The sequence below is a fragment of the Saccharopolyspora antimicrobica genome, from assembly GCF_003635025.1.
Classification (GTDB): Bacteria; Actinomycetota; Actinomycetes; order Mycobacteriales; family Pseudonocardiaceae; genus Saccharopolyspora; species Saccharopolyspora antimicrobica.
This window is the reverse complement of sequence record NZ_RBXX01000002.1, coordinates 4642519-4664485: the sequence shown is the minus strand read 5'-3', so window position 1 is coordinate 4664485 and position 21967 is coordinate 4642519. Positions and strand designations below refer to the sequence as shown.

General features: G+C 70.0%; 24 protein-coding genes and 2 riboswitches. Of the genes, 10 read left to right on the top strand and 14 right to left on the bottom strand.

Translation table 11 applies throughout. The features are described 5' to 3' along the window. Positions 1-5: 5 nt before the first annotated feature. On the bottom strand, positions 6-344 hold the full coding sequence (locus ATL45_RS22615; RefSeq protein WP_211841263.1) for a hypothetical protein: 339 nt from the start codon (positions 342-344) through the stop codon (positions 6-8). A 12-nt stretch (positions 345-356) separates the two neighbouring features. Continuing rightward, on the bottom strand, positions 357-818 hold the full coding sequence (locus tag ATL45_RS22610) for a hypothetical protein (protein ID WP_121505380.1): 462 nt from the start codon (positions 816-818) through the stop codon (positions 357-359). A 123-nt stretch (positions 819-941) separates the two neighbouring features. Further along, a riboswitch (glycine riboswitch) is annotated at positions 942-1039 on the top strand. Then, positions 1040-1138: riboswitch (glycine riboswitch) on the top strand. A 118-nt stretch (positions 1139-1256) separates the two neighbouring features. On the opposite strand from ATL45_RS22610, the gene gcvT reads away from it, so the two are divergent. The 3 genes from gcvT to ATL45_RS22595 all read left to right on the top strand — a co-directional run bounded on the left by gcvT (position 1257) and on the right by ATL45_RS22595 (position 5633). After that, positions 1257-2360, top strand: coding sequence for a glycine cleavage system aminomethyltransferase GcvT (gene gcvT / locus ATL45_RS22605; protein WP_093148244.1), 1104 nt, complete (start codon positions 1257-1259; stop codon positions 2358-2360). Positions 2361-2617: 257 nt separating this feature from the next. Then, the gene (gene glyA, locus ATL45_RS22600; RefSeq protein ID WP_093148239.1) at positions 2618-3898 is read left to right on the top strand and encodes a serine hydroxymethyltransferase; all 1281 of its coding nucleotides are present in this window, start codon (positions 2618-2620) and stop codon (positions 3896-3898) included. Positions 3899-4250: 352 nt separating this feature from the next. Continuing rightward, on the top strand, positions 4251-5633 hold the full coding sequence (locus ATL45_RS22595) for an amino acid permease (protein ID WP_093148237.1): 1383 nt from the start codon (positions 4251-4253) through the stop codon (positions 5631-5633). 53 nt (positions 5634-5686) lie between these two features. Here ATL45_RS22595 and ATL45_RS22590 read toward each other — a convergent pair whose 3' ends face one another. Together ATL45_RS22590 and ATL45_RS22585 are read right to left on the bottom strand one after the other, a co-directional pair. Beyond that, the gene (locus tag ATL45_RS22590; RefSeq protein WP_093148233.1) at positions 5687-6340 is read right to left on the bottom strand and encodes a response regulator; all 654 of its coding nucleotides are present in this window, start codon (positions 6338-6340) and stop codon (positions 5687-5689) included. Next, complete coding sequence (locus tag ATL45_RS22585) at positions 6331-7458, bottom strand: sensor histidine kinase (protein WP_093148230.1); 1128 nt, start codon at positions 7456-7458, stop codon at positions 6331-6333. Before ATL45_RS22585 ends, ATL45_RS22590 begins: the two co-directional genes overlap by 10 nt. A gap of 116 nt (positions 7459-7574) precedes the next feature. Between ATL45_RS22585 and ATL45_RS22580 the strand changes: the two genes are divergently transcribed. The 4 genes from ATL45_RS22580 (at position 7575) to ATL45_RS22565 (ending at position 10197) form a co-directional block, all read left to right on the top strand. Beyond that, positions 7575-8354, top strand: coding sequence for a metallophosphoesterase family protein (locus ATL45_RS22580; protein WP_170210314.1), 780 nt, complete (start codon positions 7575-7577; stop codon positions 8352-8354). Positions 8355-8457: 103 nt separating this feature from the next. Further along, on the top strand, positions 8458-9102 hold the full coding sequence (locus tag ATL45_RS22575; RefSeq protein WP_093148225.1) for a DedA family protein: 645 nt from the start codon (positions 8458-8460) through the stop codon (positions 9100-9102). Positions 9103-9474: 372 nt separating this feature from the next. After that, positions 9475-9789 carry a bifunctional 3-phenylpropionate/cinnamic acid dioxygenase ferredoxin subunit gene (locus tag ATL45_RS22570; RefSeq protein ID WP_093148222.1) on the top strand — a complete coding sequence of 105 codons (315 nt, stop codon included), beginning with the start codon at positions 9475-9477 and terminating at the stop codon, positions 9787-9789. A gap of 126 nt (positions 9790-9915) precedes the next feature. After that, entirely contained in the window at positions 9916-10197 is a 282-nt protein-coding gene (locus tag ATL45_RS22565; protein ID WP_342775300.1) for a DUF6191 domain-containing protein, read from the top strand. A gap of 3 nt (positions 10198-10200) precedes the next feature. On the opposite strand, the gene ATL45_RS22560 is transcribed toward ATL45_RS22565, so the two are convergent. The 3 genes from ATL45_RS22560 to ATL45_RS22550 form a co-directional block, all read right to left on the bottom strand. Beyond that, positions 10201-10863: a DedA family protein gene (locus ATL45_RS22560; RefSeq protein ID WP_093148220.1), complete on the bottom strand. Its 663-nt coding sequence runs from the start codon at positions 10861-10863 to the stop codon at positions 10201-10203. A gap of 241 nt (positions 10864-11104) precedes the next feature. Beyond that, positions 11105-12685, bottom strand: coding sequence for a D-alanyl-D-alanine carboxypeptidase/D-alanyl-D-alanine endopeptidase (dacB, locus tag ATL45_RS22555; protein WP_093148216.1), 1581 nt, complete (start codon positions 12683-12685; stop codon positions 11105-11107). Between the two features lie 388 nt (positions 12686-13073). Beyond that, a complete protein-coding gene (locus ATL45_RS22550) occupies positions 13074-13685 on the bottom strand; it encodes a LysE family translocator (protein ID WP_093148212.1) in 612 nt (203 codons plus the stop codon). A 91-nt stretch (positions 13686-13776) separates the two neighbouring features. Between ATL45_RS22550 and ATL45_RS22545 the strand changes: the two genes are divergently transcribed. Further along, the gene (locus ATL45_RS22545; protein ID WP_093148209.1) at positions 13777-14280 is read left to right on the top strand and encodes an Lrp/AsnC family transcriptional regulator; all 504 of its coding nucleotides are present in this window, start codon (positions 13777-13779) and stop codon (positions 14278-14280) included. A gap of 235 nt (positions 14281-14515) precedes the next feature. Continuing rightward, complete coding sequence (locus ATL45_RS22540; protein WP_093148204.1) at positions 14516-15583, top strand: 5,10-methylene-tetrahydrofolate dehydrogenase; 1068 nt, start codon at positions 14516-14518, stop codon at positions 15581-15583. Positions 15584-15634: 51 nt separating this feature from the next. On the opposite strand, the gene tesB is transcribed toward ATL45_RS22540, so the two are convergent. Both tesB and pyk read right to left on the bottom strand, forming a co-directional pair. Beyond that, on the bottom strand, positions 15635-16573 hold the full coding sequence (gene tesB / locus ATL45_RS22535) for an acyl-CoA thioesterase II (RefSeq protein WP_093148200.1): 939 nt from the start codon (positions 16571-16573) through the stop codon (positions 15635-15637). 72 nt (positions 16574-16645) lie between these two features. Further along, the gene (gene pyk / locus ATL45_RS22530) at positions 16646-18067 is read right to left on the bottom strand and encodes a pyruvate kinase (protein ID WP_093148196.1); all 1422 of its coding nucleotides are present in this window, start codon (positions 18065-18067) and stop codon (positions 16646-16648) included. A 75-nt stretch (positions 18068-18142) separates the two neighbouring features. Here pyk and ATL45_RS22525 point away from each other — a divergent pair, with 75 nt between their 5' ends. Next, positions 18143-18505, top strand: a complete 363-nt coding sequence (locus tag ATL45_RS22525; RefSeq protein ID WP_093148191.1) for a VanZ family protein — start codon at positions 18143-18145, stop codon at positions 18503-18505. Here ATL45_RS22525 and ATL45_RS22520 read toward each other — a convergent pair. From ATL45_RS22520 to ATL45_RS22505, 5 genes are read right to left on the bottom strand one after another with little or no spacing between them, the layout of a single operon-like run. After that, positions 18483-19148, bottom strand: a complete 666-nt coding sequence (locus ATL45_RS22520) for a DUF2461 domain-containing protein (protein ID WP_093148187.1) — start codon at positions 19146-19148, stop codon at positions 18483-18485. The genes ATL45_RS22525 and ATL45_RS22520 overlap by 23 nt on opposite strands. A 21-nt stretch (positions 19149-19169) precedes the next feature. After that, on the bottom strand, positions 19170-20015 hold the full coding sequence (locus tag ATL45_RS22515) for a CPBP family intramembrane glutamic endopeptidase (RefSeq protein ID WP_246025490.1): 846 nt from the start codon (positions 20013-20015) through the stop codon (positions 19170-19172). Between the two features lie 35 nt (positions 20016-20050). After that, on the bottom strand, positions 20051-20269 hold the full coding sequence (locus ATL45_RS39715; RefSeq protein ID WP_246025489.1) for a hypothetical protein: 219 nt from the start codon (positions 20267-20269) through the stop codon (positions 20051-20053). After that, complete coding sequence (locus tag ATL45_RS22510) at positions 20266-20805, bottom strand: GNAT family N-acetyltransferase (protein ID WP_093148182.1); 540 nt, start codon at positions 20803-20805, stop codon at positions 20266-20268. Before ATL45_RS22510 ends, ATL45_RS39715 begins: the two co-directional genes overlap by 4 nt. A gap of 23 nt (positions 20806-20828) precedes the next feature. Further along, the gene (locus tag ATL45_RS22505; protein ID WP_246025488.1) at positions 20829-21932 is read right to left on the bottom strand and encodes a Gfo/Idh/MocA family protein; all 1104 of its coding nucleotides are present in this window, start codon (positions 21930-21932) and stop codon (positions 20829-20831) included. Positions 21933-21967: the final 35 nt, after the last annotated feature.

The window sequence follows — 21967 nt, the reverse complement described above, 5'->3', positions numbered from 1 at the left end:
GCGCCCTAGTCCGTCCACTTCGGATGTTCCGGACTGGCTCTCAGAATCCACACAACACGCTTGTCCGGATCAGGGCAGTACCAAATGCGCCCGGACGACGTCACCTCGTACTGCCACTGATCAAGCTCTTTCCCGAAGACCACGTGTGCCGCGAGCGGCTTCTTCATCGGATGCTGACGTCCCGGGTTCACAGGATCCAGCGGCCGCTCGCTCAACACCACCCACGCTTCCCAGGTGTTGCTCCGAGCCGCCCGGCAGAGTTCCTCCCAGCCCTTGGCCGCTTCATTGTTGGCGAACCGGATCTCCACAACCGCCAGGAGGTGGTGGGGGCGCAACGCGGTCACCTCGCTTGGGGGTCACTCATCGCCCCCTTCCGGTGGAGGCACTGGCCCGAAGTCCTCGGTGACCGGCTCCGTCAGCGCCTTGACAAGCTCCGGATCGGTGTACACCAGCGCGGTGGCCTTCCATTCCCGCAGTGTTTGCTGCAGCGGCACCCAGCTGCCCAGCTCTGCGGATGCCCGAAAGGTCTGGGCGAAATCAAGGGCGAACTCCGACCGAGCACCGGACGGCAGCAAGGCCGCCCACGGAAACTCCTCCGACAGGACATCAATCAGCTCATCAGGGGAGAACCGGTCAAACGCAGCACGAACAGCACGAGCAGCGATCACCGCCCCTTCGGACACACCCGCTGCCCGGTCCTCGCGGGTGAGGACGAGCGGCGCACCGTCGCGGCGGCGGATCCGCACGTCGCCCTGATCGACTAACTCCGCGACACCCTTGGGGTCACGCTGCACTTCACTCCACTGAACCTCGCGCATGCCGCCATTCTGAACTTTTTCAGAACTCTGTAGCAAGCCAGCTCGAGATCACTCATCCTTCCGGTTGACGTGGGTCACCCGGGGTTCGTAGCGTCCATGGCGCAGAACCGAATAGCGCGCCCACGACGTCGTGCGGGAGAGACCTCGGCCCATCGGGACCGGGGCGCCGAAGGAGCAATACTCCCCAGCAAACTCTCAGGCACCGGCACCGCACGGCACCAGGCGATCACGGAGAAAAGCAGGAGCACGCGCTCCTCGCCCACGGTGCAAGCCGCCTCCCGAGGTGGCGAAACTCTCAGGCCAATGACTCCGGGGAGACCGCCCGACCAGCGCAAGCCCGCGCGGGTCGGGGTCGAGGCGTCCCCGATAAGGTTGGGCTCAGTGAGCTGACCGGCCCTCGACTGCCGACCGGCGCCCACCAGGAGGAGTCCCCACATCATGTCGTCGCCACGACGGACGCCCTTGCACCACGTGCACGAAGCGCTCGGAGCCACGCTCACCGAGTTCGCCGGTTGGCAGATGCCGCTGCGCTACTCCGGTGACATCGCCGAGCACAACGCGGTGCGCACCGCTGCGGGCCTGTTCGACCTGACCCACATGGGCGAGATCCGGATCAGCGGTCCGGAAGCCGCAGCCGCGCTGGACCACGCGCTGGTCGCCAACGCCACCGCCATCACGCCGGGCCGCGCGCGCTACACCATGATCTGCAACACCGCCGGCGGTGTGCTGGACGACCTGATCGTCTACCGCCTCGGCGAGCAGGAGTTCCTGGTGGTGGCCAACGCGGCGAACGCCGCCGTGGTCTCCGCCGAGCTGGCCGAGCGGATCAGCGGGTTCGACGCGCAGCACGAGGACGTCTCCGACGACTACGCGCTGATCGCGATCCAGGGCCCGAACGCCGTGGCGATCCTCGCGCCGCTGACCGAGACCGACCTCTCCGGCGTCAAGTACTACGCCGGCTACCCGGCCAAGGTCGCGGGCAAGGACGTGCTGCTGGCGCGCACCGGCTACACCGGCGAGGACGGCTTCGAGCTGTTCACCGCGCCGGGTGACGCGGAGGCCGTGTGGCAGGCGCTGACCGAGGCGGGCGCCGAGCACGGCCTGCAGCCGGCCGGGTTGTCCTGCCGCGACACGCTGCGCCTGGAAGCCGGGATGCCGCTGTACGGCAACGAGCTCTCCGCCGATCTCACGCCGTTCCACGCGAACCTCGGCCGGGTGGTCAAGCTCGACAAGACCGTCGACTTCGTCGGCAAGGAGGCGCTGGCCGCCGCCGCGGAGAAGCCCACCGAGCGCACCCTGGTCGGGCTCAGCACCGACCAGCGCCGGGCGCCCCGCCACGGCTACCGGGTGCTGGACGCCGAAGGCACCGAGATCGGCGTGGTGACCAGCGGTGCGCCGTCCCCGACTCTGGGCCACCCGATCGGGATGGCCTACGTGGACCGCGCACACAGCGAACCCGGCACGCAGCTGCAGGTCGACATCCGCGGCAAGGCCGTCGCGGTGCAGGTCGTCGAGCTGCCGTTCTACCGCCGCAACGCCTGAAGAGCCTGTCGGCGGAGCCGTCCGCGCTTGGGTAAGCGGCGGCAGCCGCTTGGACCACCTCAGCAAGGTGACCACCGGCGGGTACGGTGACCCGCCACTGGGTGGCTCTCTGAGCGAGGACGGCCCCTCCGCCGTGTATTGGTCATACATCAGGAGGGGCACCCGCAGTCCAGGGAAGCACTCAGGTTCCGCCAAGCGACCACCCACGCAGACCGGCCGCCAGCAGGCACTGAGAGAAACAACAGGAGGCAAACAGCATGTCGACACCGGACCTGTTCAACGGCAACTTGGCCGCGGTGGACCCAGAGGTGGCGGCGGCGGTCGGCGCCGAGCTCAACCGTCAGCAGACCACGCTCGAGATGATCGCCTCGGAGAACTTCGCGCCGCAGGCGGTGCTCGAGGCGCAGGGCTCGGTGCTGACCAACAAGTACGCCGAGGGCTACCCGGGTCGCCGCTACTACGGCGGCTGCGAGCACGTCGACGTCATCGAGCGGCTGGCCATCGAGCGGATCAAGGAGCTCTTCGGCGCCACCTACGCCAACGTGCAGCCGCACTCCGGCGCGCAGGCCAACGCGGCTGCGATGTTCGCGCTGCTCAAGCCGGGCGACACCATCATGGGCCTGGACCTGGCGCACGGCGGCCACCTGACCCACGGCATGCGGATCAACTTCTCCGGCAAGCTCTACAACGTGGTGCCCTACCACGTGCGCGAGGACGACCACCGCGTCGACATGGACGAGGTCGCCCGGCTGGCGCGGGAGAACAAGCCGCAGCTGATCATCGCCGGCTGGTCGGCCTACCCGCGGCAGCTGGACTTCAAGCGGTTCCGGGAGATCGCCGACGAGGTCGGCGCCAAGCTGATGGTGGACATGGCGCACTTCGCCGGCCTGGTGGCCGCGGGCCTGCACCCGAACCCGGTGCCGCACGCCCACGTCGTCACCACCACCACGCACAAGACCCTGGGCGGTCCGCGCGGTGGCGTGATCCTGTCCTCCGACGAGGAGTTCACCAAGAAGTTCAACTCCGCGGTGTTCCCCGGTCAGCAGGGCGGGCCGCTGGAGCACGTGATCGCGGGCAAGGCGGTCGCGTTCAAGGTCGCCGCGGGCGAGGAGTTCAAGGACCGGCAGCGCCGCACCGTCGAGGGCGCGCAGGTGCTGGCCGAGCGGCTGCTGGCCGACGACGCCAAGGCGGCCGGCGTGCAGCTGGTCTCCGGCGGCACCGACGTGCACCTGGTGCTGGTCGACCTGCGCAACTCGGAGCTGGACGGCCAGCAGGCCGAGGACCGGCTGCACGAGATCGGCATCACGGTCAACCGCAACGCGGTGCCGAACGACCCGCGGCCGCCGATGGTGACCTCCGGGCTGCGCATCGGCACCCCGGCGCTGGCCACCCGCGGCTTCGGCAAGGCCGAGTTCACCGAGGTCGCCGACGTGATCGCCGAGGCGCTCAAGCCGGGCTTCGACGAGACCACCAGCGCCAAGCTGCGGGCCCGCGTCGAGGCGCTGGCCGCCAAGCACCCGCTGTACCCGAACCTCTGACGGTTCAGCACTCCACGGCCGGTGCGCGCAAATCCGCTTTGCGCGCACCGGCCTTTTCGTGCTGAGATCTGCGTCACTCGATCGCGGTATTCGGGCGCGATAGAACGTCAATTTGTTTCACAATTCCCCATTCGCACCAGAACTACCTCGGTGCACCATTTTCCCCTTTCGCCGGAGAACGCCGCGCGGAGGAGGAAAAGGCTCGATCTCAACTCCCCCGAATCTCTTGCCAGCACCGGCCGGATGCCGGAGTATCTGCGCAGTTCCAGCGAAACACGCTGATGAACAACGCGTTGCGGGCCGTGCGGTCGCACACCGAGAACCCGGCCCCGTTCTGGAGGAGTCCACTTCGATGAGCCAACCAGCGACCGAGGAGTACCGGAAAGATCTGAGCACCCGGCACATCAACATGATCGCGATCGGCGGGGCGATCGGTGTCGGGCTGTTCCTCGGCTCCGGAAAGGCCCTGCACCAGGTCGGCACCGGCCTGATCCTGATCTACGCGATCGCCGGTGTGATGATCTTCTTCGTCATGCGGGCTCTCGGCGAACTGCTGATGTACCGCCCGGTGAGCGGCTCCTTCGCCGAGTACGCCGGTGAGTTCGTCGGCCCGTGGGCGCGGTTCGCGGTCGGCTGGGGCTACTGGCTGGTGTGGATCGTGACCGGCATGGCCGAGATCACCGCCGTCGGCAAGTACTTCCAGTTCTGGTTCCCGACAGTCCCGCAGTGGATCCCGGCGCTGGGCGCGCTGGTCGTGCTCAGCGGGGTCAACCTCATCGCGGTGAAGCTCTTCGGCGAGTTCGAGTTCTGGTTCGCGCTGATCAAGGTCATCGCCATCATCGGGCTGATCGTGCTGGCCGCGGCGATCCTGGTCTTCGGCTTCAGCGACCTCGGCCCGACCGCCTCGCTGAGCAACATCTGGGCCCACGGCGGGCTCTTCCCCAACGGCGGCGCGCAGGCCCTGCTGGCCTTCCAGATCGTCATGTTCGCCTTCATCGGCGTGGAGATGGTCGGGCAGACCGCCAGCGAGAGCGCCAACCCGCAGAAGGTGCTGCCGCGGGCCATCAACGCCGTGATGTGGCGGATCCTGATCTTCTACGTCGGTGCGCTGATCGCGCTCACCGCGCTGGTGCCGTGGTTCCAGTTCCCCGCCGACAGCAGCCCGTTCGTGCACGCCTTCACCCTGATCGGCATCCCGGCGGCCGCCGGTGTCATCAACTTCGTGGTGACCACCGCGGCGCTGTCGTCCTGCAACAGCGGCATCTACTCCACCGGCCGCATGCTGCGCACGCTGTCCGAGGAGGGGCAAGCCCCCCGCGCGGCCAGCCGGCTCAGCGGCCGCGGCGTGCCCGCCCGGGCGATCGCCGTGACGTTCTGTGCGATGTTCGTCGGCGTCGTGCTGAACTACTTCGTGCCGGAAGAGGCGTTCACCTACATCACCAGCGCCAGCACCGCCGGCGCCATCTTCACCTGGGCGATGATCCTGATCGCCCACCTGGGCTACCGCCGCAAGATCGCCCGCGGCGAGATCGAGGCGGGCCCCTTCCGGATGCCGCTGGCCCCGTACTCGAACTACGTGGTGCTGGCCTTCCTCGCGATGGTCGCCGTGCTGCTGGCCTTCGACGCGGAAACCCGCATCGCCCTCTACATCACCCCGGTCCTGGCGATCGCCATCGCCATCGGCTACCTGGCCTCGCGCAAGCGCCAGCAGGAGCGCACTCCCACCCGCAGCTGACCCACCCCGTCGGCCCGGCACGCACCAGCGCGCCGGGCCGACGCACGTCCGGGCTATTCGCCGCCCTCGGACTCCAGGTAGTGCAGGACGGCGAGAACGCGGCGGCTGTAGCCGGTGGCCCGGGGCAGGTCGAGCTTGTCGAAGATCGCGTTCGCGTGCTTCTCCACCGCGCTCTGCGAGATGTGCAGGCCGGCCGCGATCCCCGCGTTGGTGCGGCCCTGCGCCATCTGGTCGAGGACATCGCGTTCGCGCGGCGTCAGCGCTTCCAGCGGATCCCGGTCGCCGGTCGACAGCAGGCGGCGGACCACTTCCGGGTCGAAGGCCACGCCGCCGTCGGCAAGGCGCTGGAGGGCGTCCAGGAACTCGTCGACCTGCACCACGCGGTCCTTGAGCAGGTATCCGACGCGGGCCGAATCACCGGTGAGCAGCTCGACGGCGTAGCGCTTCTCCACGTACTGCGAGAGCACCAGCACGCCGACCTCGGGGAACCGGCGGCGGATCTCCAGCGCGGCGCGCAGGCCGTCGTCGGTGTGCGTGGGCGGCATCCGCACGTCGACCACCGCGACGTCGGGCCGGTGGCGGTCCACTTCGGCCAGCAGGCTCGGCGCGTCGCCGACCGCGGCGAGGACCTCGTGGCCCTCCTCGGCGAGCAGGCGCGCCAGGCCTTCCCGGAGCAGCGTGGCGTCGTCGGCCAGGATCACGCGCACGGCAACTCCGCGGTGATCACCGTCGGCCCACCGACCGGACTGTCCACTGTGAACCTCCCATCGAGCGCGGCGACCCGCCGCGCCAAGCCGGAGAGACCGGCACCGTCGGCGACGGCGCCACCGGCACCGTCGTCGGAGATCTCGGCCACCAGCCACCGCCCTTCCCGTTGCACCCGGATGGAGACGATACGCGCGTCGGCGTGCTTGGCCGCGTTGGTCACCGCCTCCGAAACCACGAAGTACGCCACTGCTTCGATCTCGATCTCCGGCCGGGATTCCACCGCGTAGTGCAGCTCCACGCGCATTCCGGCGCGCTCCGCCAAGGCTTCCAGCGCGGGGTGCAGGCCGCCCGCGTCGAGTGCTGCCGGGTACACGCGCCACGCGACGTCGCGGAAATCCCGGAGCACTTCCTGGGATTCCTGGTGCGCCTGCGCCAAAAGCTCGGCCGTCCGCTCGCCATCACCCGCGCGCCGCGCACGGCCGATCAGCAAGCCCAGCGCCACCAGCCGCTGCTGGACGCCGTCGTGGAGGTCGCGTTCGATGCGGCGGCGCTCCTCGCGGATCGCGGCGACGACGTCGGCGCGCGTGACCGAGAGCTCCTCCACCCGGCGCTGCAACCGCTCGGCCCGGTCCGGCTCGAGGAACCGCCGCGCCAACGCCCGGTCGAGCGATGAAACGCCGATGAGACCGGCCAGCGCCAGGTAACCCATCACCGCGCAGAAGACGGCCAGGTAGACAGTGAGCCAGAACTTCTCGCCGGAGGACCGCCCTTCCAGCGGATGCGGCGAAGTCCACAGCTCGCGGAACTCCACCACGGAACCCACCGCGCCGTAGCCGAGCAGGAGCAGCAGGACACCGCCGAGCAGACCGACCAGCCCGCGCAGCGCCAGGTACTGCAGCGCCCGCGCACCGTCGGGTTGATCGGCGTGCGAACTGCCGAAGTAGTGCGCAAGTCGCCGACGTTCGAGCTCGACCAGCGCACGTGCACCTCGGAAGGCCAACGCGCGCGACCGGGGCCAGAGCAGCACAAGGGCCGCGCACAGCACGTACACGAGCTCGAGCAACGCCGTGCACGCGCCGAACGCCACTCCCACCAGACCCCAAAGCCACCGCCGCATGCCCGAAGCCTAAGGACGACGACAACCTGCGGTTTTCCGCACCCCGGCCGGACGAGCGAAAACCCGTGGCCGTCACCGGACTCGTTCGCGTAACCTCCGCCGCGGAGGGGACGATCGTGCGACGTGAGAAGAGCGGTCCCGCGCGGGTCCTCGTCGTCGGTGATGTGCACGGTGAGTTCGAGCTGCTCGCGAAGTGGTCGGCCGCCGTTCGCGCCTCGCACGGCCCGCTCGACGCGATCCTCGCCGTCGGCGACGTCGAGCCGAACCGGGACGAGGCGGACGCGGCGGGTGTGCGCAGTCCGGCGAAGTACCGGAAGGTGGGCGATTTCCCCTTCCTCGCCGAGGGTTTGCTCGACCTGGGTGCTCCGCTGCACTTCATCGGCGGCAATCACGAGCCCTGGCCTGCGCTCGACGCGGCCGGACCCGGCCAGTGGGCCGAGGGCGTGCACTTCCTCGGCCGGGCGGGTGCCACCGAGGTCGCCGGACTGCGGGTGGCGTTCCTGTCCGGCATCCACTCGGCGAAGGTCACGGATGTGCAGAAGGCGCGCCGGGAAACGGTGCGGGACCGCGTGTACTACACCGCGGAGGAAGTGCGGAGAGCCGGACGAGCACGCCGACCGGTCGACGTCCTGCTCACCCACGACTGGCCGGCCGGGATCGCCGAACCGCACCGGGGCCACCCGGTGGGACGCCCGGAGCTGCGCGAACTGTGCGAGCGGATCCGGCCGAAGTGGCACTTCTGCGGGCACATGCACCACCGCCACCAGGCGCGCGTCGGTGCCACCGACGTCGTGTGCCTCGGCCACATCTCCGACGGACCAGGTGCGCTCGCCCTCGTCGAACGGCGGCCGGACGGGGAGCTGACGCTCGTCGAGCACGTCGACGCCCGCATCTGACCGAGGGGTGCGGTTTTCCGCACCGGGGTTCTGCGCGATGCCGCAGCGAAGTCGCCGGTGAACCGCATTCCGCCCGGCAGCGCGGATTTCTAGCGTTCTGGGCATGAACTTCCTCGCACAGCCGGAAACCACGACCGGCGGACTGGTCGGGTGGGTCACCGACCTCATGGAGACCATCGGCGGCCCCGGCGCCGGACTGGCGGTGGCGCTGGAGAACCTGTTCCCGCCGATCCCCAGCGAGGTGATCCTGCCGCTGGCCGGGTTCGCCGCGGCCCAGGGCTCGATGAGCCTGCTCGGCGCCATCCTGTGGACCACGCTCGGCTCGGTGGTCGGCGCGGTGGTGCTGTACTACCTCGGCGCGTGGCTCGGCCGGGAGCGCACCCGCGCGATCGCGGCCCGGTTGCCGCTGGTCAAGGTGGCCGACGTCGACCGCACCGAGGCGTGGTTCGCCCGGCACGGCACCAAGGCGGTGTTCCTCGGCCGGATGGTGCCGATCTTCCGCAGCTTCATCTCGCTGCCCGCCGGGGTGGAGCGGATGCCGCTGCTGCCGTTCCTGGTGCTGACCGCGCTCGGCAGCCTGATCTGGAACACCGCGCTGGTGCTGGCCGGTTACCTCCTCGGCCACAGCTGGTGGCTGGTGGAGTCCTACGTCGGGATCTTCCAGAAGGTCGTGATCGTCGCGGTGCTGGTCGCGGTCGCCTGGTTCGTCGCGAGCCGGGTCCGCCGCCTCCGCCGCGCCCGCGCCTGATCAAAAGCCCGTGAGCGTTTCGGGATGCCACAGCGCCCCGAAACGCTCACGGGCTCTTCACATCTCGGTGAGCTCATCGGCGATGGCACGACCGACGTTTCCGGCTCCGATGACGACCACGCGGGGCATGGGTGCCTCGAGGCTCGAAGCGGTGGGAGTTGTTGCGCGATGCGCGCCTAGTTCTGCTACGAGCAACACGATCACCGACGCTCCCCGTCGTCGTCAAGTGCGCGAGCCGCGTTTTCCCGCCGCGTAACACGGATGGACGTCATGAACGACGAAACGGCAGAACCCCCTTGACGCGCCCCCGGCCCGAGCCGCACATTGTTGCGCATAGCACTCCGTGTTCCGGATAGCGCAACGGAGGTCCTGATGCTCGAAGCCTGCCCGATGTCCGACCTGCCACCCGGCGAAGCCGTCCGCGTCGAGGCGCACGTGCCGATCGCGGTGTTCAACGTCGACGGCGAGCTGTTCGCCATCGACGACACCTGCACCCACCAGGACGCCTCGCTCGCGGAGGGCTGGGTGGAGGACTGCCGGGTCGAATGCCCGCTGCACGCGGCGGCGTTCGACCTGCGCACCGGGCTGCCGTGCGGCCTGCCCGCCAAGCGCCCGGTGCGGACCTACCCGGTGCAGGTCGCCGACGGCGTGGTCTACGTCGAGACCGAAGCGGCGGAAGTCGCATGAGACGGCCGTGATCGCCGGCGCATCGACGTCACGGTGGTGCAGCCGCTGAAAGTGCTCGAAGCTGTTCACCGCGAGCGGCTGACCGCCTTGTGCACCTGGGAACCCGGACCTGCGCCGGATCGTTGGGTGCACGTGGAGACCGCGCTGATGCTGGGCATTCCCGGCATGACGTTGCTGCTGGTCGCGGTCGGCGGTTACGAGATCGTGCAGAAGCGGCGCGGGAAGCGCTCCGGCACGCCGCTGGCCGGGACCTACGTCGACGAGGTCACGGCGCTGTTCTACGGCACCAAGCGGATGGAGCTGGAGCACCGCGATTCGACGTCGATGATGCGCGACGAGGAGGGCGACGGCGCGCCCGGTGTCGACCTGGACGGCCGCAAGATCGTCCTGCGCCGGGAAGACCTCTGACGCTCAGGCCGCGACGTCCTTCGCCGGCTCCTCCGCGGCGGCGACCTCGGGCTGCTTGGTCCCGCGACGGCGGCGCAGCAACCAGATCGACACGCCGATCACGACCACCGCGGCCATCAGGATCCAGCTCGTCCGCCCCAGCGCGTCCTCGATGTACTTCGCCGAAGCCCCGGCCAGCCAGCCGATGCTCACGTGCGTCGCGGACCAGGCGATCGCACCGATCAGGGAGGACACCGCGAACTTCGGGTAGGACATCCCGCTGGTCCCGGCCGCGGCGGGCATCAGCGTGCGCACCACCGGCAGGAACCGGCCCACCAGCACCGCACCGATGCCCCACTTGCGCAGCAGCTGCCCGGCCCGGTCCCAGTGCTGCTGGCCGAGCTTGCGCACCACCTTGGTCTCGCGCATCTTCAGCCGGTAGCGGCGGCCGAGCCAGAACCCGATGTTGTCGCCGACCGTCGCGCACACCGCGACCACACCGGCCAGCACGAAGAAGAAGCCGAGATCGGTGACCGCGGCGGAGGCGATCAGCAGCCCGCTCTCGCCCGGCACCAGGAAACCCAGGCCGATGGTGCACTCGCCGAGCACGAGAGCTCCGGTCACCAACACCAGCAGCGGCTTCGGCAGACTTCCGACAGCTGCCAGGACGTCACTGATGAAGGTCACGGGACGAGCTCCTAGGCATGGGACTTCGACGACTGCCATCACGCTACCGGCGTAACGGCGCCGAGGTCTCGGCAATGCCCCCTACTCGACCCTGAGACTGGACTCACACTTTCGACTAGGTGTAGTGCCGCTACCTGTGCAAACACCTGGCTCGGGAGCGCCCGCTCGAGGACACCGGCCGGCTTTTCCCGGAATGGCAATGCTGTCGGGAATGGTGCCGCGCCGAAATGTCCACCTCAATTCAGCAGGCCTTCACCCACGAACATTCCAGCGCGCCCTCATCGATCCTGGTGGCCGGGTCGTCGCGCTGGATCCGCGGCTGCGGCACCTGCGTGCGACCGCGCGGCTGGTCCTCCGCGCCGCGGTACTCGGCCAGCCGGACGGCGATCGCGTCCTCCAGGTCCTTCGGCGAACCGGACACGAAGTCGTTGAACACCACCGAGAACACCAATTCGCGGCCACCGGCCGTGGTGACGTAGCCGGACAGCGAGGTCACGCCGGTCAGCGAACCGGTCTTCGCGCGCACGTTGTTCTCCGCCGCCGTCCCGGCCATCCGGTTGCGCAGAGTGCCGCCGACCATGCGGTCCGCGACGCCGGCCACCGGCAGCGAGTCGTACCAATCCCCGAACCAGGGGCGCTGCCGGGCGTTGTCCAGCAGCACGGTCAGCTGCTCCGGCGTCACGTTGTCCATCGTGGACAGACCGGAACCGTCGACCAGGCGCAGCACCTCCGGCGACAGCCCGAGCCCACCCAGCCGCTCGGTCAGCACTTCCAGGCCCGCCGCCCAGCTCCCCTCGCCGCGAACCTCCCGCCCCATCGCCTTGACGAGCACTTCTGCGTGCCCGTTGTTGCTCAGCTTCATGAACGGCACGAGCAGCTCGCGCAGCGGGATCGACTCCCGCTCGGCCAGCACCCGGGCGCCTTCCGGTGCCGTCCCCTCCCCCGCGTTGCGCACCTGCACGCCATGCGCGGCGAGAGCGCGCGCGAACAGATCCGCGGCGTAGGCGGACGGGTCCGGCACCGTGGTGAAGTCCTCGACCGGCTCCGCACCGGCCGGCACCGTTCCGCTCACCACCACGCGCGACCCGCCGTGATCGCGCTGCACCAGCACGTCGGGCTCATCGCCCTCGGCCGAGGTGGTCGTCCGGTTGTCGATCTGCACGACGTCGGTCGCCGGGTCCAGCCGCACCTCGGCGGGCGCGCCCTCGACGGTCGGGCTGACCCGCACGATCGCGGTTCCGGCGTCGAAGTCGGTGTTGGGAGACGCGGTCAGCGCCGAGACCGGCGCGGCGTAGTAGTACGGCTCGTCGTCCCAGGCCCACCCGGTGCCCAGCGGCACGTCGTCGAACCAGGTGTCGTCGGTGCGCAGCCCGCCCTGCACGAAGCGGATGCCCGATGCCGCCACCTGCTCCGCCAGCCGGTCGTAGTCGGCGGCGAGCAACGTCGGGTCGCCGGTCCCGCGCAGGTGCAGGTCACCGAGCAGGACCGGCCCGACCTGCCGAGCACCGGTGACCACCTCGGTGCGGAACCGGTAGTCCGGCCCGAGCGCCTCCATCGCGGCGGCCGAGGTGAGCAGCTTCGCGTTGGACGCCGGAGTCGCCCGCGCCGCGGCCTGCCTGCTGTAGAGAACCTCGTCGGTGGCCGGGTCGCGCACCACCACGCCTGCGTGCGAACCCGCCAGCCGAGGATCGGCGAGGATCTCGTCGAGATCGACGCGCAGCGCGTCCGGCCCGGTGGGCGCCGCCCCGGACGGCGCCACGAAGGCGAACGGAATCCCCACCGCGGCGACCAACCCGAACGCCACACCCCAACGTCGACGCATCGCGCAGCTCCCTCACCTCGCCCGACCAGATCATGCAGCGTAAGCAGATCAACACGCACGGTCAACGAAACAGCGCACCACCAACGGAAAACGACCCCACCGAGCACCCGAACCGCCGAACCCGCTCCCCCGACCAGCCGCCCAGGCACCGCGATTTCAATGGAAATCAGACCTTCGATTTCAATGGAAGTTGCGGACCGTCGGCGTGTCGCCCCCCGACATGCCGACGGCAGTGGCGAACCCCGCGATTTCAATGGAAATCGGACATCTGATTTCCATTGAAATCGCGCGACCACCCGACGCACCACCGGCATGTCGGGCGCCAAACACAGCGGCGAGGCCGCGGCTTTGTGAGAAACCGCGGCCCCGCCGAGGAACGTGTTGCAGGTCAGGCGACTGCGATTGAGGTGGCCATGGCCAGGAGGGCTCCGCCGCAGCAGCGCTCGAAGACCTTGCGGCGGCGCGGGTCGGCCAGCAGGGCCGCCAGCCAGCGGACCGACGGGACCACGATCAGCCACCACGCCGCGAAGCCGCTCACCGCGACCGCGCTGAGCAGGGCGGCCTGGGTCATCGGGTCGGCGGCCGGGTCCATCGCCTGGGGCAGCAGCGTCAGGAAGGTCAGCATGACCTTGGGGTTGAGCACATCGGTCAGCAGACCGCGCAGGAAGACCGCCCGGCCCGAGCCGGGCACCTCCACGGTGGGCTCCTCAGTCGCGACGACACCGGCCTTGCGCAGGATCTGGAAGCCCATCCAGGCCAGGTAGGCGACGCCGATCGCCTTCACCACGAGCAGCGCGGCTGGAACGGCCACCACCAGCGCCGAGAGTCCCAGCGTGGCAGCCGTCGCGTGCACCAGCAGGCCGCAGGTCGATCCGGCCGCCGCCAGCCAGCCCCACCTCGCGCCGGTCGCCGCGTTGCGGGTGACCAGCACGAAATCGGGCCCGGGTACGACGACGATCACCAGCAGCGCCAGCAGGAACGGCCCCCAGGCGATGTGCACGACTCCTCCTTCGAAAGAAGTGGTTGGGAAGTGCCGCTATTCTCGGCTTCCCGTTCGCCGTCCCACCACAAGCGCCGTAGCATCTTCGGATATGCAGGACTCCGTAGAACTGGATTCGGTTGACTGGCAGATCCTGGAGGAGTTGCAGAACGACGCGACGCTGCCGAACCGGGTGCTCGCCGAACGGGTCGGGCTGGCCGCCTCCAGCTGCCTGCAACGGGTCCGCCGCCTGCGCGAACAGGGCGTGATCACCGGGTCGCACATCGACGTCAACCCGGCCGCGACCGGATTGGCGCTGGAGGCGATCGTGGCGATCAACGTCCGCCCGCACACCCGGCAGGTGGTCGACCAGTTCCGCGAGTTCGTGATGAAGCAGCCGGAGACCCGCTCGCTGCTGCACGTCAGCGGTCAGGCCGACTTCCTGCTGCACATCGCGGTGGCCGACACCAAGCACATGCAGGGCTTCCTGGTGGACAAGCTGGCCTCGCGCACGGAGGTCCGCCACTTCACCAGCTCGATCGTCCTGGAGCAGCTGCACACCAAGGCCCTGACGCCGCCCCGGCACCTCCGCCCCAAGCGCCGCCGCCGCAGCTAGGTGCCCACCGGCACACGAGCTCCGTTTCCGCTGGTCAGGACCCGTGAGTGTTTTGTGATGCTTATAGCACCACAAAGCACTCACGGGCCGCCACCAGCGAAAACGGAGCCGAGCAAGCCGATTTCGCCCGGAACGACTCTCGGTCACTCCGGTTCCGCAGCGACCGCTTGGTTGCGCCGTCGGCCGGAGGCCTCCACGGTGGACAGGATCAGGATCGTCGCCGAGCGGGAGGGCGGTGCTGTTGGCGGAGCAGGCAGAACACGTGCTGGGTCTGGTCACCGATCCCGACATGCCCACGCAGGTCGGGCAGCGCACCGCTGAGCGGGTCACCGACTGGCTCGGCCGGCGCACCGGCCACCGCTGGACGATCGACGTGCGCTGCGATCCGCTCACCGCCGGCCACGACACCAGCGAAGACCTCCTCGACTCCGTCCAGCGGCACTGCGAGGAGCACTGCTGGGACTTCGCGATCTGCCTGACCGACCTGCCGCTGCTGCTGGCGAAGGGTCCGCTGCTGGCCGATGTCAGCACGCGGCGCCGGGTCGCGCTCGTGTCGCTGCCCGCGCTCGGCGCGTTCCGGACCTACCACCGCACCTACCGCATGCTGACGCGGATCCTGGACGACCTGCTGCCGGGCAGCGACGACGACCCGCCGAAGCGGCTGGGCTCGGTGCACCGCACGCACCACGACGGCCCGGTCGACGTCCGGTACACCAACACCCGGCTGCGCGGCTGGCTCCGCCTGGTCTCCGGGATGGTGCGGGCGAACCGGCCGTGGCAGCTGGTGTGGGGCCTGTCCAGCGCGTTGGCGGCAGCGCTGGCCGCAGCCGGGTTCGGCCTGTTCACCTCGACGGTCTGGCAGCTCGGCGACGTGCTGAGCCCGCTGCGCGCGCTGACCACGACGGTCTTCGCACTCACGCTGATGACGGTGTGGTTGATCGCCGCGCACGGGTTGTGGGAACGAGTGGGCCGCCGCGCGGTCCGGGACCGGCGATTGGCCCTGATCTACAACGCCTCGACGATCAGCACGCTGTCCTTCGGCGTCGCCTGCCTCTACGCCGTGGTCTACCTGGTGAGCCTCACCGGTGCGCTGAGCCTGATCGACGAGGGAGTCTTGGCCCGCACGCTCGGCCACTCCGCGGACTGGTCGGCGTACGCGCGGCTGGCGTGGATGGTCACCTCGATGGCGCTCATCGCCGGCGCCCTCGGGTCGAGCCTGGAGACCGATGCCGCCGTGCGCCAGGCGGCCTACGGCTACCGCGAGGAGCAGCGCCGCGCCCAGCACGCCGAGTCGGAGGACTGACCGGAACCCAACACAGGTTCTGCCACGCAGGACGAGCTGCCGGAAAGGCGTTCAGTCGCCGACGCGGAGCAGGCCTTCTTGGACGACGGTGGCGACCAGCTGGCCGTCGCGGGAGAAGAATCGGCCGGTGGCCAGGCCGCGGGCGCCGGAGGCGCTGGGCGAGGCGCAGTCGTAGAGCAGCCACTCGTCGGCGCGGAACCGGCGGTGGAACCACATCGCGTGGTCCAGGCTCGCGCCGCTGACGTTGTCCAGGCCCCAGTACACGCCGTGCCGGGCGAGCACCGCGTCCAGCAGGGTCATGTCGGAGGCGAACGCCGCGGTGCACACGTGCAGCAGGTCGTCGTCCGGCAGCACGCCGTCCGCTCGCATCCACACCTGGCTGCGGGCTTCGCGCGGGCCGTTCTCCCGGCTCACCCACGGCGGGTCGGTCACGTAGCGCACGTCGATCGGGCGGGGCTGCGCGCGCCCGAGCGTGTCGATCAGCGAACCCACCTGCTCGCCGAAGGTCGGCAGCGATTCGGGGTCCGGCACCTCCGGCATCGGCTCGGCGTGGTCGATGCCGCCCTCTTCCACCTGGAACGACGCCGACAGCGAGAAGATCGCCTTGCCGTGCTGCACCGCCACCACCCGGCGGGTGGTGAACGAGCGGCCGTCGCGGGTGCGGTCGACCTCGTAGACGATCGGGACGCTCGGATCGCCGGGCCGGATGAAGTAAGCGTGCAGCGAGTGCACCTGCCGCTCCGGCGGCACCGTGCGACCGGCCGCGACCAGCGCCTGACCGGCGACCTGCCCGCCGAACACGCGCACCGGCGAGGAGGCGGGGCTGACACCGCGGAAGATGTTCTCCTCGATGCGCTCCAGGTCCAGCAGGGCCACCAGGCTGTCCAGCACCGGCTGGCCGTGCGGCATGCCGTTGACGTCCAGCGGGACGTCGCCCCGCAAGCGGGTTCCCGCCGGGTCTGCGGCGGCGGCTCGGGCCGCTTCGGTCACAGCGCGCTCCTCAGGTCGTACACCGGGACGGCCGGACGGGAGCGCCGGGTGGCTCCCGTCCGAGAAAGCGGATCAGACGTGGTCTTCCTCGCCCAACCGGTGCACGCGGATGAGGTTGGTGGAACCGACCGTGCCGGGCGGCGAACCCGCCACGACGACGACCATGTCGCCGCGCTGCGAGCGGCCCAGCGACAGCATCGCCTGGTCCACCTGCCGCACCATCTGGTCCGTGGTGTCGACCTTAGGCACCAGGAACGTCTCAGTCCCCCAAGTGAGAGCCAGCTGACTCCGCACCGACTCCTCGGGGGTGAACGCCAGCAGCGGCAGCCTGGTGTGCAACCGGGCCAACCGGCGCACGGTGTCGCCGGACTGCGTGAAGGCCACCAGGGCCTTGGCGTTGAGGCGCTCGCCGATGTCGCGCGCCGCGTACGAGATCACGCCGCGCTTGGTGCGCGGGACGTGGCTCAGCGGCGGCGGCGCGGTGGATCCTGCCTCGACCGCTTCGACGATGCGAGCCATCGTCTGCACGGTCTCCACCGGGTAGCGGCCGACGCTGGTCTCCCCGGAGAGCATCACCGCGTCGGTGCCGTCGAGCACCGCGTTGGCGACGTCGGAGGTCTCCGCGCGCGTCGGACGCGAGTTGTTGATCATGGAGTCGAGCATCTGGGTGGCGACGATGACCGGCTTGGCGTTCTCACGCGCGATCCGGATCGCCTTCTTCTGCACCAGCGGCACGTGCTCCAACGGGAGTTCGACGCCGAGGTCACCGCGGGCGACCATGACGCCGTCGAAGGCCAGCACGATGGCCTCCAGGTTGTCCACCGCTTCCGGCTTCTCCAGCTTGGCGATCACCGGAACGCGGCGCCCGACCCGGTCCATCACCTGGTGCACCAGGTCGATGTCGGCCGGACTGCGGACGAAGGACAGCGCGATGAAGTCCACGCCGAGGTCCAGCGCGAACTCCAGGTCCTCGATGTCCTTCTCGGACAGTGCGGGCACCGAAACGTCCATGCCCGGCAGCGAGATTCCCTTGTTGTCCGAAACCGGACCGCCCTCGGTCACCTCGCACACGACGTCGTTGTCCTCGACGCCGGTCACGACCAGCCCCACCTTGCCGTCGTCGACCAGCAACCGGTCGCCGCTCTTGGCATCGTTGGCGAGGCCCTTGTAAGTGGTGGACACCCGGTCGTGGGTGCCCTGGACGTCGTCCACGGTGATGCGAACGATGTCGCCGGTCCGCCACTCGACCGGCCCGGCAGCGAACTTGCCGAGTCGGATCTTCGGTCCCTGCAGGTCGCCGAGAATGCCCACGGCGCGGCCGGATTCCTTGGCCGCGGCCCGGACCATCTCGTAGACCCGCTGGTGATCGGCGTGGCTGCCGTGGCTGAAATTCAGCCGGGCGACGTCCATTCCGCTGCTGACGAGCTCTGCCATCTTCTCCGGTGAGGCAGTGGCAGGGCCCATGGTACAAACGATCTTGGCTCGTCGACTCACATCATGCCAGCGTAGTCTGTTGACCGGTGTGCGCAGCACGCGCCATGCCCGGCGTCAGGCCCAGCGGGGAGATCGTTGCTGGATCATTACAGAGCGCAGCTCACCCGGATACCCTTCGGGATCGCGGTGCTGGCGAGCCTGCTCGTCCTGTTCATGCCCGCCTCGGGAGTGCCGACCGCGCCGCCCGGCACCGACAAGGTGGTGCACTTCGTCCTGTTCGCGGCCCTGGCCGCCACCGGCCGGATCGCCGGTTTCCCGACGGCCAAGCTGCTGGCCGCGCTGGTCGGCTACGCGGCGGCGTCGGAGGTCCTGCAGGGCGTGCTGCCGATCGGCCGCAGCTGCGAACTCGCCGACGGCCTGGTGGACGTCGCGGGCGCGGTGACCGGCTGGGCGGTCGTGGCGCTGCTGCGGAAGATCAGCGGCGCTTCTTCGCGGTGACGCCGACGTGGTCGGCGCACCACTGGTTGAGCTCCCGCACTTCCGCCCAGGCCCGCCGGACCCGGTCCAGACAACTGCGGTCGTGCAGCGAGTCGTCGGGTTCCCAGCGCCGGCAGGCGTAGAGCGTCCGGTGCCGCAGCAGGTCCAGCCGCGGGTGATCGGCGTCGAACCCGCGCGGGCGGCTCTTGAGCACCTCACCGGCGATCTCCCACCCGGACGCCGTCAGCGCGTCGAGCAACCGCCGCAGCTGCTCGCCGTGGATCTCGGTGTCGATCGCGGTGCGGAGCCGGGCGAGCTGGTCGGACTCGGTGTGGAAGCAACCGCCGGCGACGAGCATCCCGGCGGCCCCGACCTCGACGTAGTAGGCCCCGCCGCCGCGCCCCTGCTCGATCACGGCCCCGCAGTGCGTCTTGTACGGCGACTTGTCCCGGCTGAACCGCACGTCCCGGTGCGGCCGGAACACCTTCCCGGTCCCGAAGCCGGGCCCGAACTCGGGCTCCAGCTCACCGATCAACGCCTCCATCGGCGCCCGCACGTGCTCCCGGTAAAGAGCCAGGTTGTCGCTCCAGAAGGCCTTCGAGTTGTCGGCCTCCAACCCGTCGAAGAACTCGACGGCCCCATCCCCAAAACCCTCGAACCGCACACCACAAGCCTATTCCAGCGCTCAGAGGAGGCCGATCAGGATCGGGGCCGCGTTAATCGCGCCGTGGATCAGCAGGAGGGGCCACATCGCTCGGTACTTGCTCCACAGGTAGCCGAGGAACAGGCCGGTGACGCCCTGGTTGGCGAACGCCGAGGCGAGGTCGACCGGCAGGTCGCCGTTGCCCTGGATGCCGATGTGCCAGACCGCCCAGAGCAGCGAGGCCAGCACGATCGCTGGCCAGCGGCCGAGCAGGAACTCCCACCTGGTCTGCAGCCACCGGCGGTAGAAGACCTCTTCCAGGAAGCTGTTGATCAGGAACACCACGACCATCGTGACGAGCAGCGTGGTCAGGTCGACGGTCGAGCCGAAGTCGCTCGGTGGCGCGGCCAGCGGGCCGGTGTAGCTGAGCAGCAGCCAGGCCAGCACGGGGATGGCCGGCGCGAGCCGGTGCACAGGTGTCCTGGGGATCGCGCCGCGTCCCAGCACCCAGAACAGCACTGCGGGAACGCCGAGGAGCAGCACGAGTTTCAGCACCGTGTGCGTCGGTTCCGGTTGATCGGCGAACCAGAGCAGCACGGCGAAGAGCACGGCTGAAGCCGTCAGCACGGCCGCCTTGAGACGCGGCGCGCGTTCTGCGGGCAGCGGCTCGCCGTCCGGCACGCTCAGCGGCACCAGCCGCACGAGCGCGATACCGACGAGCGCCGGCATCCACCGGGTCCACATCGGAACGGTGTCGTCGTGATCGGCGGAGTACCGGATGTCGGCGTTGCCGGTCAGCACCAGCAGCAAGGCCGATCCGGCGAGCACCGCGATCCCGACGATGAGGACCGCGATTCCGGCAGCGTGCCGACGCGCCACGTTGAGCACATCCGCAACATATCGCACAGCCGTGCGACGCGAGGCTAGCTTCCGGATCGCCGGGAGAGCCCGCTCAGCCAGAGCTCCACCTCCGGCACGCGCTCCAGCGTCCAGCCCGGGACCCCGTCGACCTCGACGTCGGGTGCCGGGAACGGGTGCTCGGAGTTCGCGGGGTACTGGCCGAGCCACTTCGACACGTCGCGGCGGGGCACGCCGAGCTGGCGCGCGAGACCCGATACGCCCAGGTAGTGCTGGGCGGTCATGACTCCGGACCGTGCATCTCGACCCCCGGTGGACGGACGGCAACATTGTCCGGCTCCGGAGCGGACTCCACCACCGGCCCGGGGAAGTCCCGCCGGTAGACCTGGCGGGAACCGCCCTCCGGCCCCGGGTCGGCGGGCTCGGCCGGGGCGAAGCCGAGGCGTTCGTAGAAGGTGCGCGCACCGCTGTCGACCGCGCCGGGGTGGTCGGGGCCGAAGGTAATCACCTCGATCGTCCCCGGATCGGGCCCGAACCGGCGCATCGCCTCGGCCAGCAGCGCACGGCCGACCCCGCTCCCCCGGGCCCGGTCGGACACGACGAGCCAGTGGACGTGGCGGACCGGGGGCTCAGCGCTGAACAGCATCCCGCCGACGATCTCCGAGGCCTCCGCGACCAGCGCCGCGGACCAGCTGATCCGCTCGCGCACGGCGCGGTGGAAACCGGGCTCCTCGACCATCGGTCCGAACCAGTGCTCGACCTGGGCGGCCAGCCGGAGGAAGCCCGGGAGGTCCCGCTCCTGCGCGAGGCGGATGATCACCCCGGCAGTCTGCCAGCCCCGGCTCAGCTCAGCCGCCGGCGCTCTCCCGTCTCCGAGGAAGCGCGGATGGCGTCGAGGACGCGGTGCAGGCGCAAGGCCCTGTCGAAGCTCGGCGCGGTCTGCTCACCGGTTCGCAGTCCTTCGGCGATCTGGGCGTAGGTGGCCGCGACGTTGCGCGCTTCCTCGGTCACCGCCCGGGCCGGAGGCAGCTCGACGAGACTCCACGGGCGTCCGGGCTCGCTCGGGCGGCGCAGTTCGAGATCGCTCATCTGGATCTGCGTGCCGCGCGGGTCCTGCAGGCCGCTGGAGGCGATGGCCAGGCTTCCCCCGGTGCCGACGATCTCCACGAGCACTCGCGGGTCCGCGGCTTCGGCGTCGCGGACGGTGGCCGACAGCACCGCTCCCGACGCCGACCTGGCGTTCAGCACGAGGTGGTCCGGGCTGTCGACGGGCACCTCCTCGCCCGTTTCGGCCACGACCTGGTGCGGGTGCTGCAACGACAGGTCCGCGGACAGCTCGGCGATGTCGCCGATCAGGTGCTCCAGCACCGACAGGACGTGCCCGCCGTGGACTTCCAGCAGGCCCGCGGCGTTGGCCGACCGCAACGTGTAAGCCGCCCACGCCGGAACCTGGCCCGCCGCGCCCTTCCCCCGCGCGCTGTGCACGGTCGCCGAGGTGATGCGGCCCAGCTCGCCGCGGTCGATCAGCTCCTTCGCCCGCACCACCGCCGGAGCGCGCAGCGCCTGGAGGCCGATCACGTTGTGCACCGCGGCCTGCCGCGCACCTTCGACCAGCACCTCGGCCTCCTCCGTGGTGCGCGCCAGCGGCCACTCGCAGTAGACGTGCTTGCCCGCGTCGAGCGCGGCCCGGACCAGCTCCAGGTGCTGGGGCACGCGCACCGCCACGACGACCAGGTCGACGTCCGGGTGGCCGGCCAGCTGCCGCGCGTCGGTGAAGGAGTGCGCGGCTCCGAACTCAGCCGCCGCGCGCTCGGCGCTCTCCCGGCGGCTGGTGGCCACCGCGGTCAGCTCGTACTGGTCGAGCGAGCGCAGCGCCGGGACGTGCGCGCGCACCGCCCAGCCCCGTTCCGGGTTGGCTCCGATGATCCCGACCTTGATCCTGCCCACAATGCCTCCGAACCGGACTCGATGAGTCCGTTTTT

What these genes read in the sequence shown, in the direction of transcription:
- ATL45_RS22610 (WP_121505380.1), bottom strand. Translation starts at nt 818, where the DNA reads ATGCGCGAGGTTCAGTGGAGTGAAGTGCAGCGTGACCCCAAGGGTGTC.
- gcvT (WP_093148244.1), top strand. Translation starts at nt 1,257, where the DNA reads ATGTCGTCGCCACGACGGACGCCCTTGCACCACGTGCACGAAGCGCTC.
- glyA (WP_093148239.1), top strand. Translation starts at nt 2,618, where the DNA reads ATGTCGACACCGGACCTGTTCAACGGCAACTTGGCCGCGGTGGACCCA.
- ATL45_RS22595 (WP_093148237.1), top strand. Translation starts at nt 4,251, where the DNA reads ATGAGCCAACCAGCGACCGAGGAGTACCGGAAAGATCTGAGCACCCGG.
- ATL45_RS22585 (WP_093148230.1), bottom strand. Translation starts at nt 7,458, where the DNA reads ATGCGGCGGTGGCTTTGGGGTCTGGTGGGAGTGGCGTTCGGCGCGTGC.
- ATL45_RS22575 (WP_093148225.1), top strand. Translation starts at nt 8,458, where the DNA reads ATGAACTTCCTCGCACAGCCGGAAACCACGACCGGCGGACTGGTCGGG.
- ATL45_RS22570 (WP_093148222.1), top strand. Translation starts at nt 9,475, where the DNA reads ATGCTCGAAGCCTGCCCGATGTCCGACCTGCCACCCGGCGAAGCCGTC.
- dacB (WP_093148216.1), bottom strand. Translation starts at nt 12,685, where the DNA reads ATGCGTCGACGTTGGGGTGTGGCGTTCGGGTTGGTCGCCGCGGTGGGG.
- ATL45_RS22545 (WP_093148209.1), top strand. Translation starts at nt 13,777, where the DNA reads ATGCAGGACTCCGTAGAACTGGATTCGGTTGACTGGCAGATCCTGGAG.
- ATL45_RS39715 (WP_246025489.1), bottom strand. Translation starts at nt 20,269, where the DNA reads ATGACCGCCCAGCACTACCTGGGCGTATCGGGTCTCGCGCGCCAGCTC.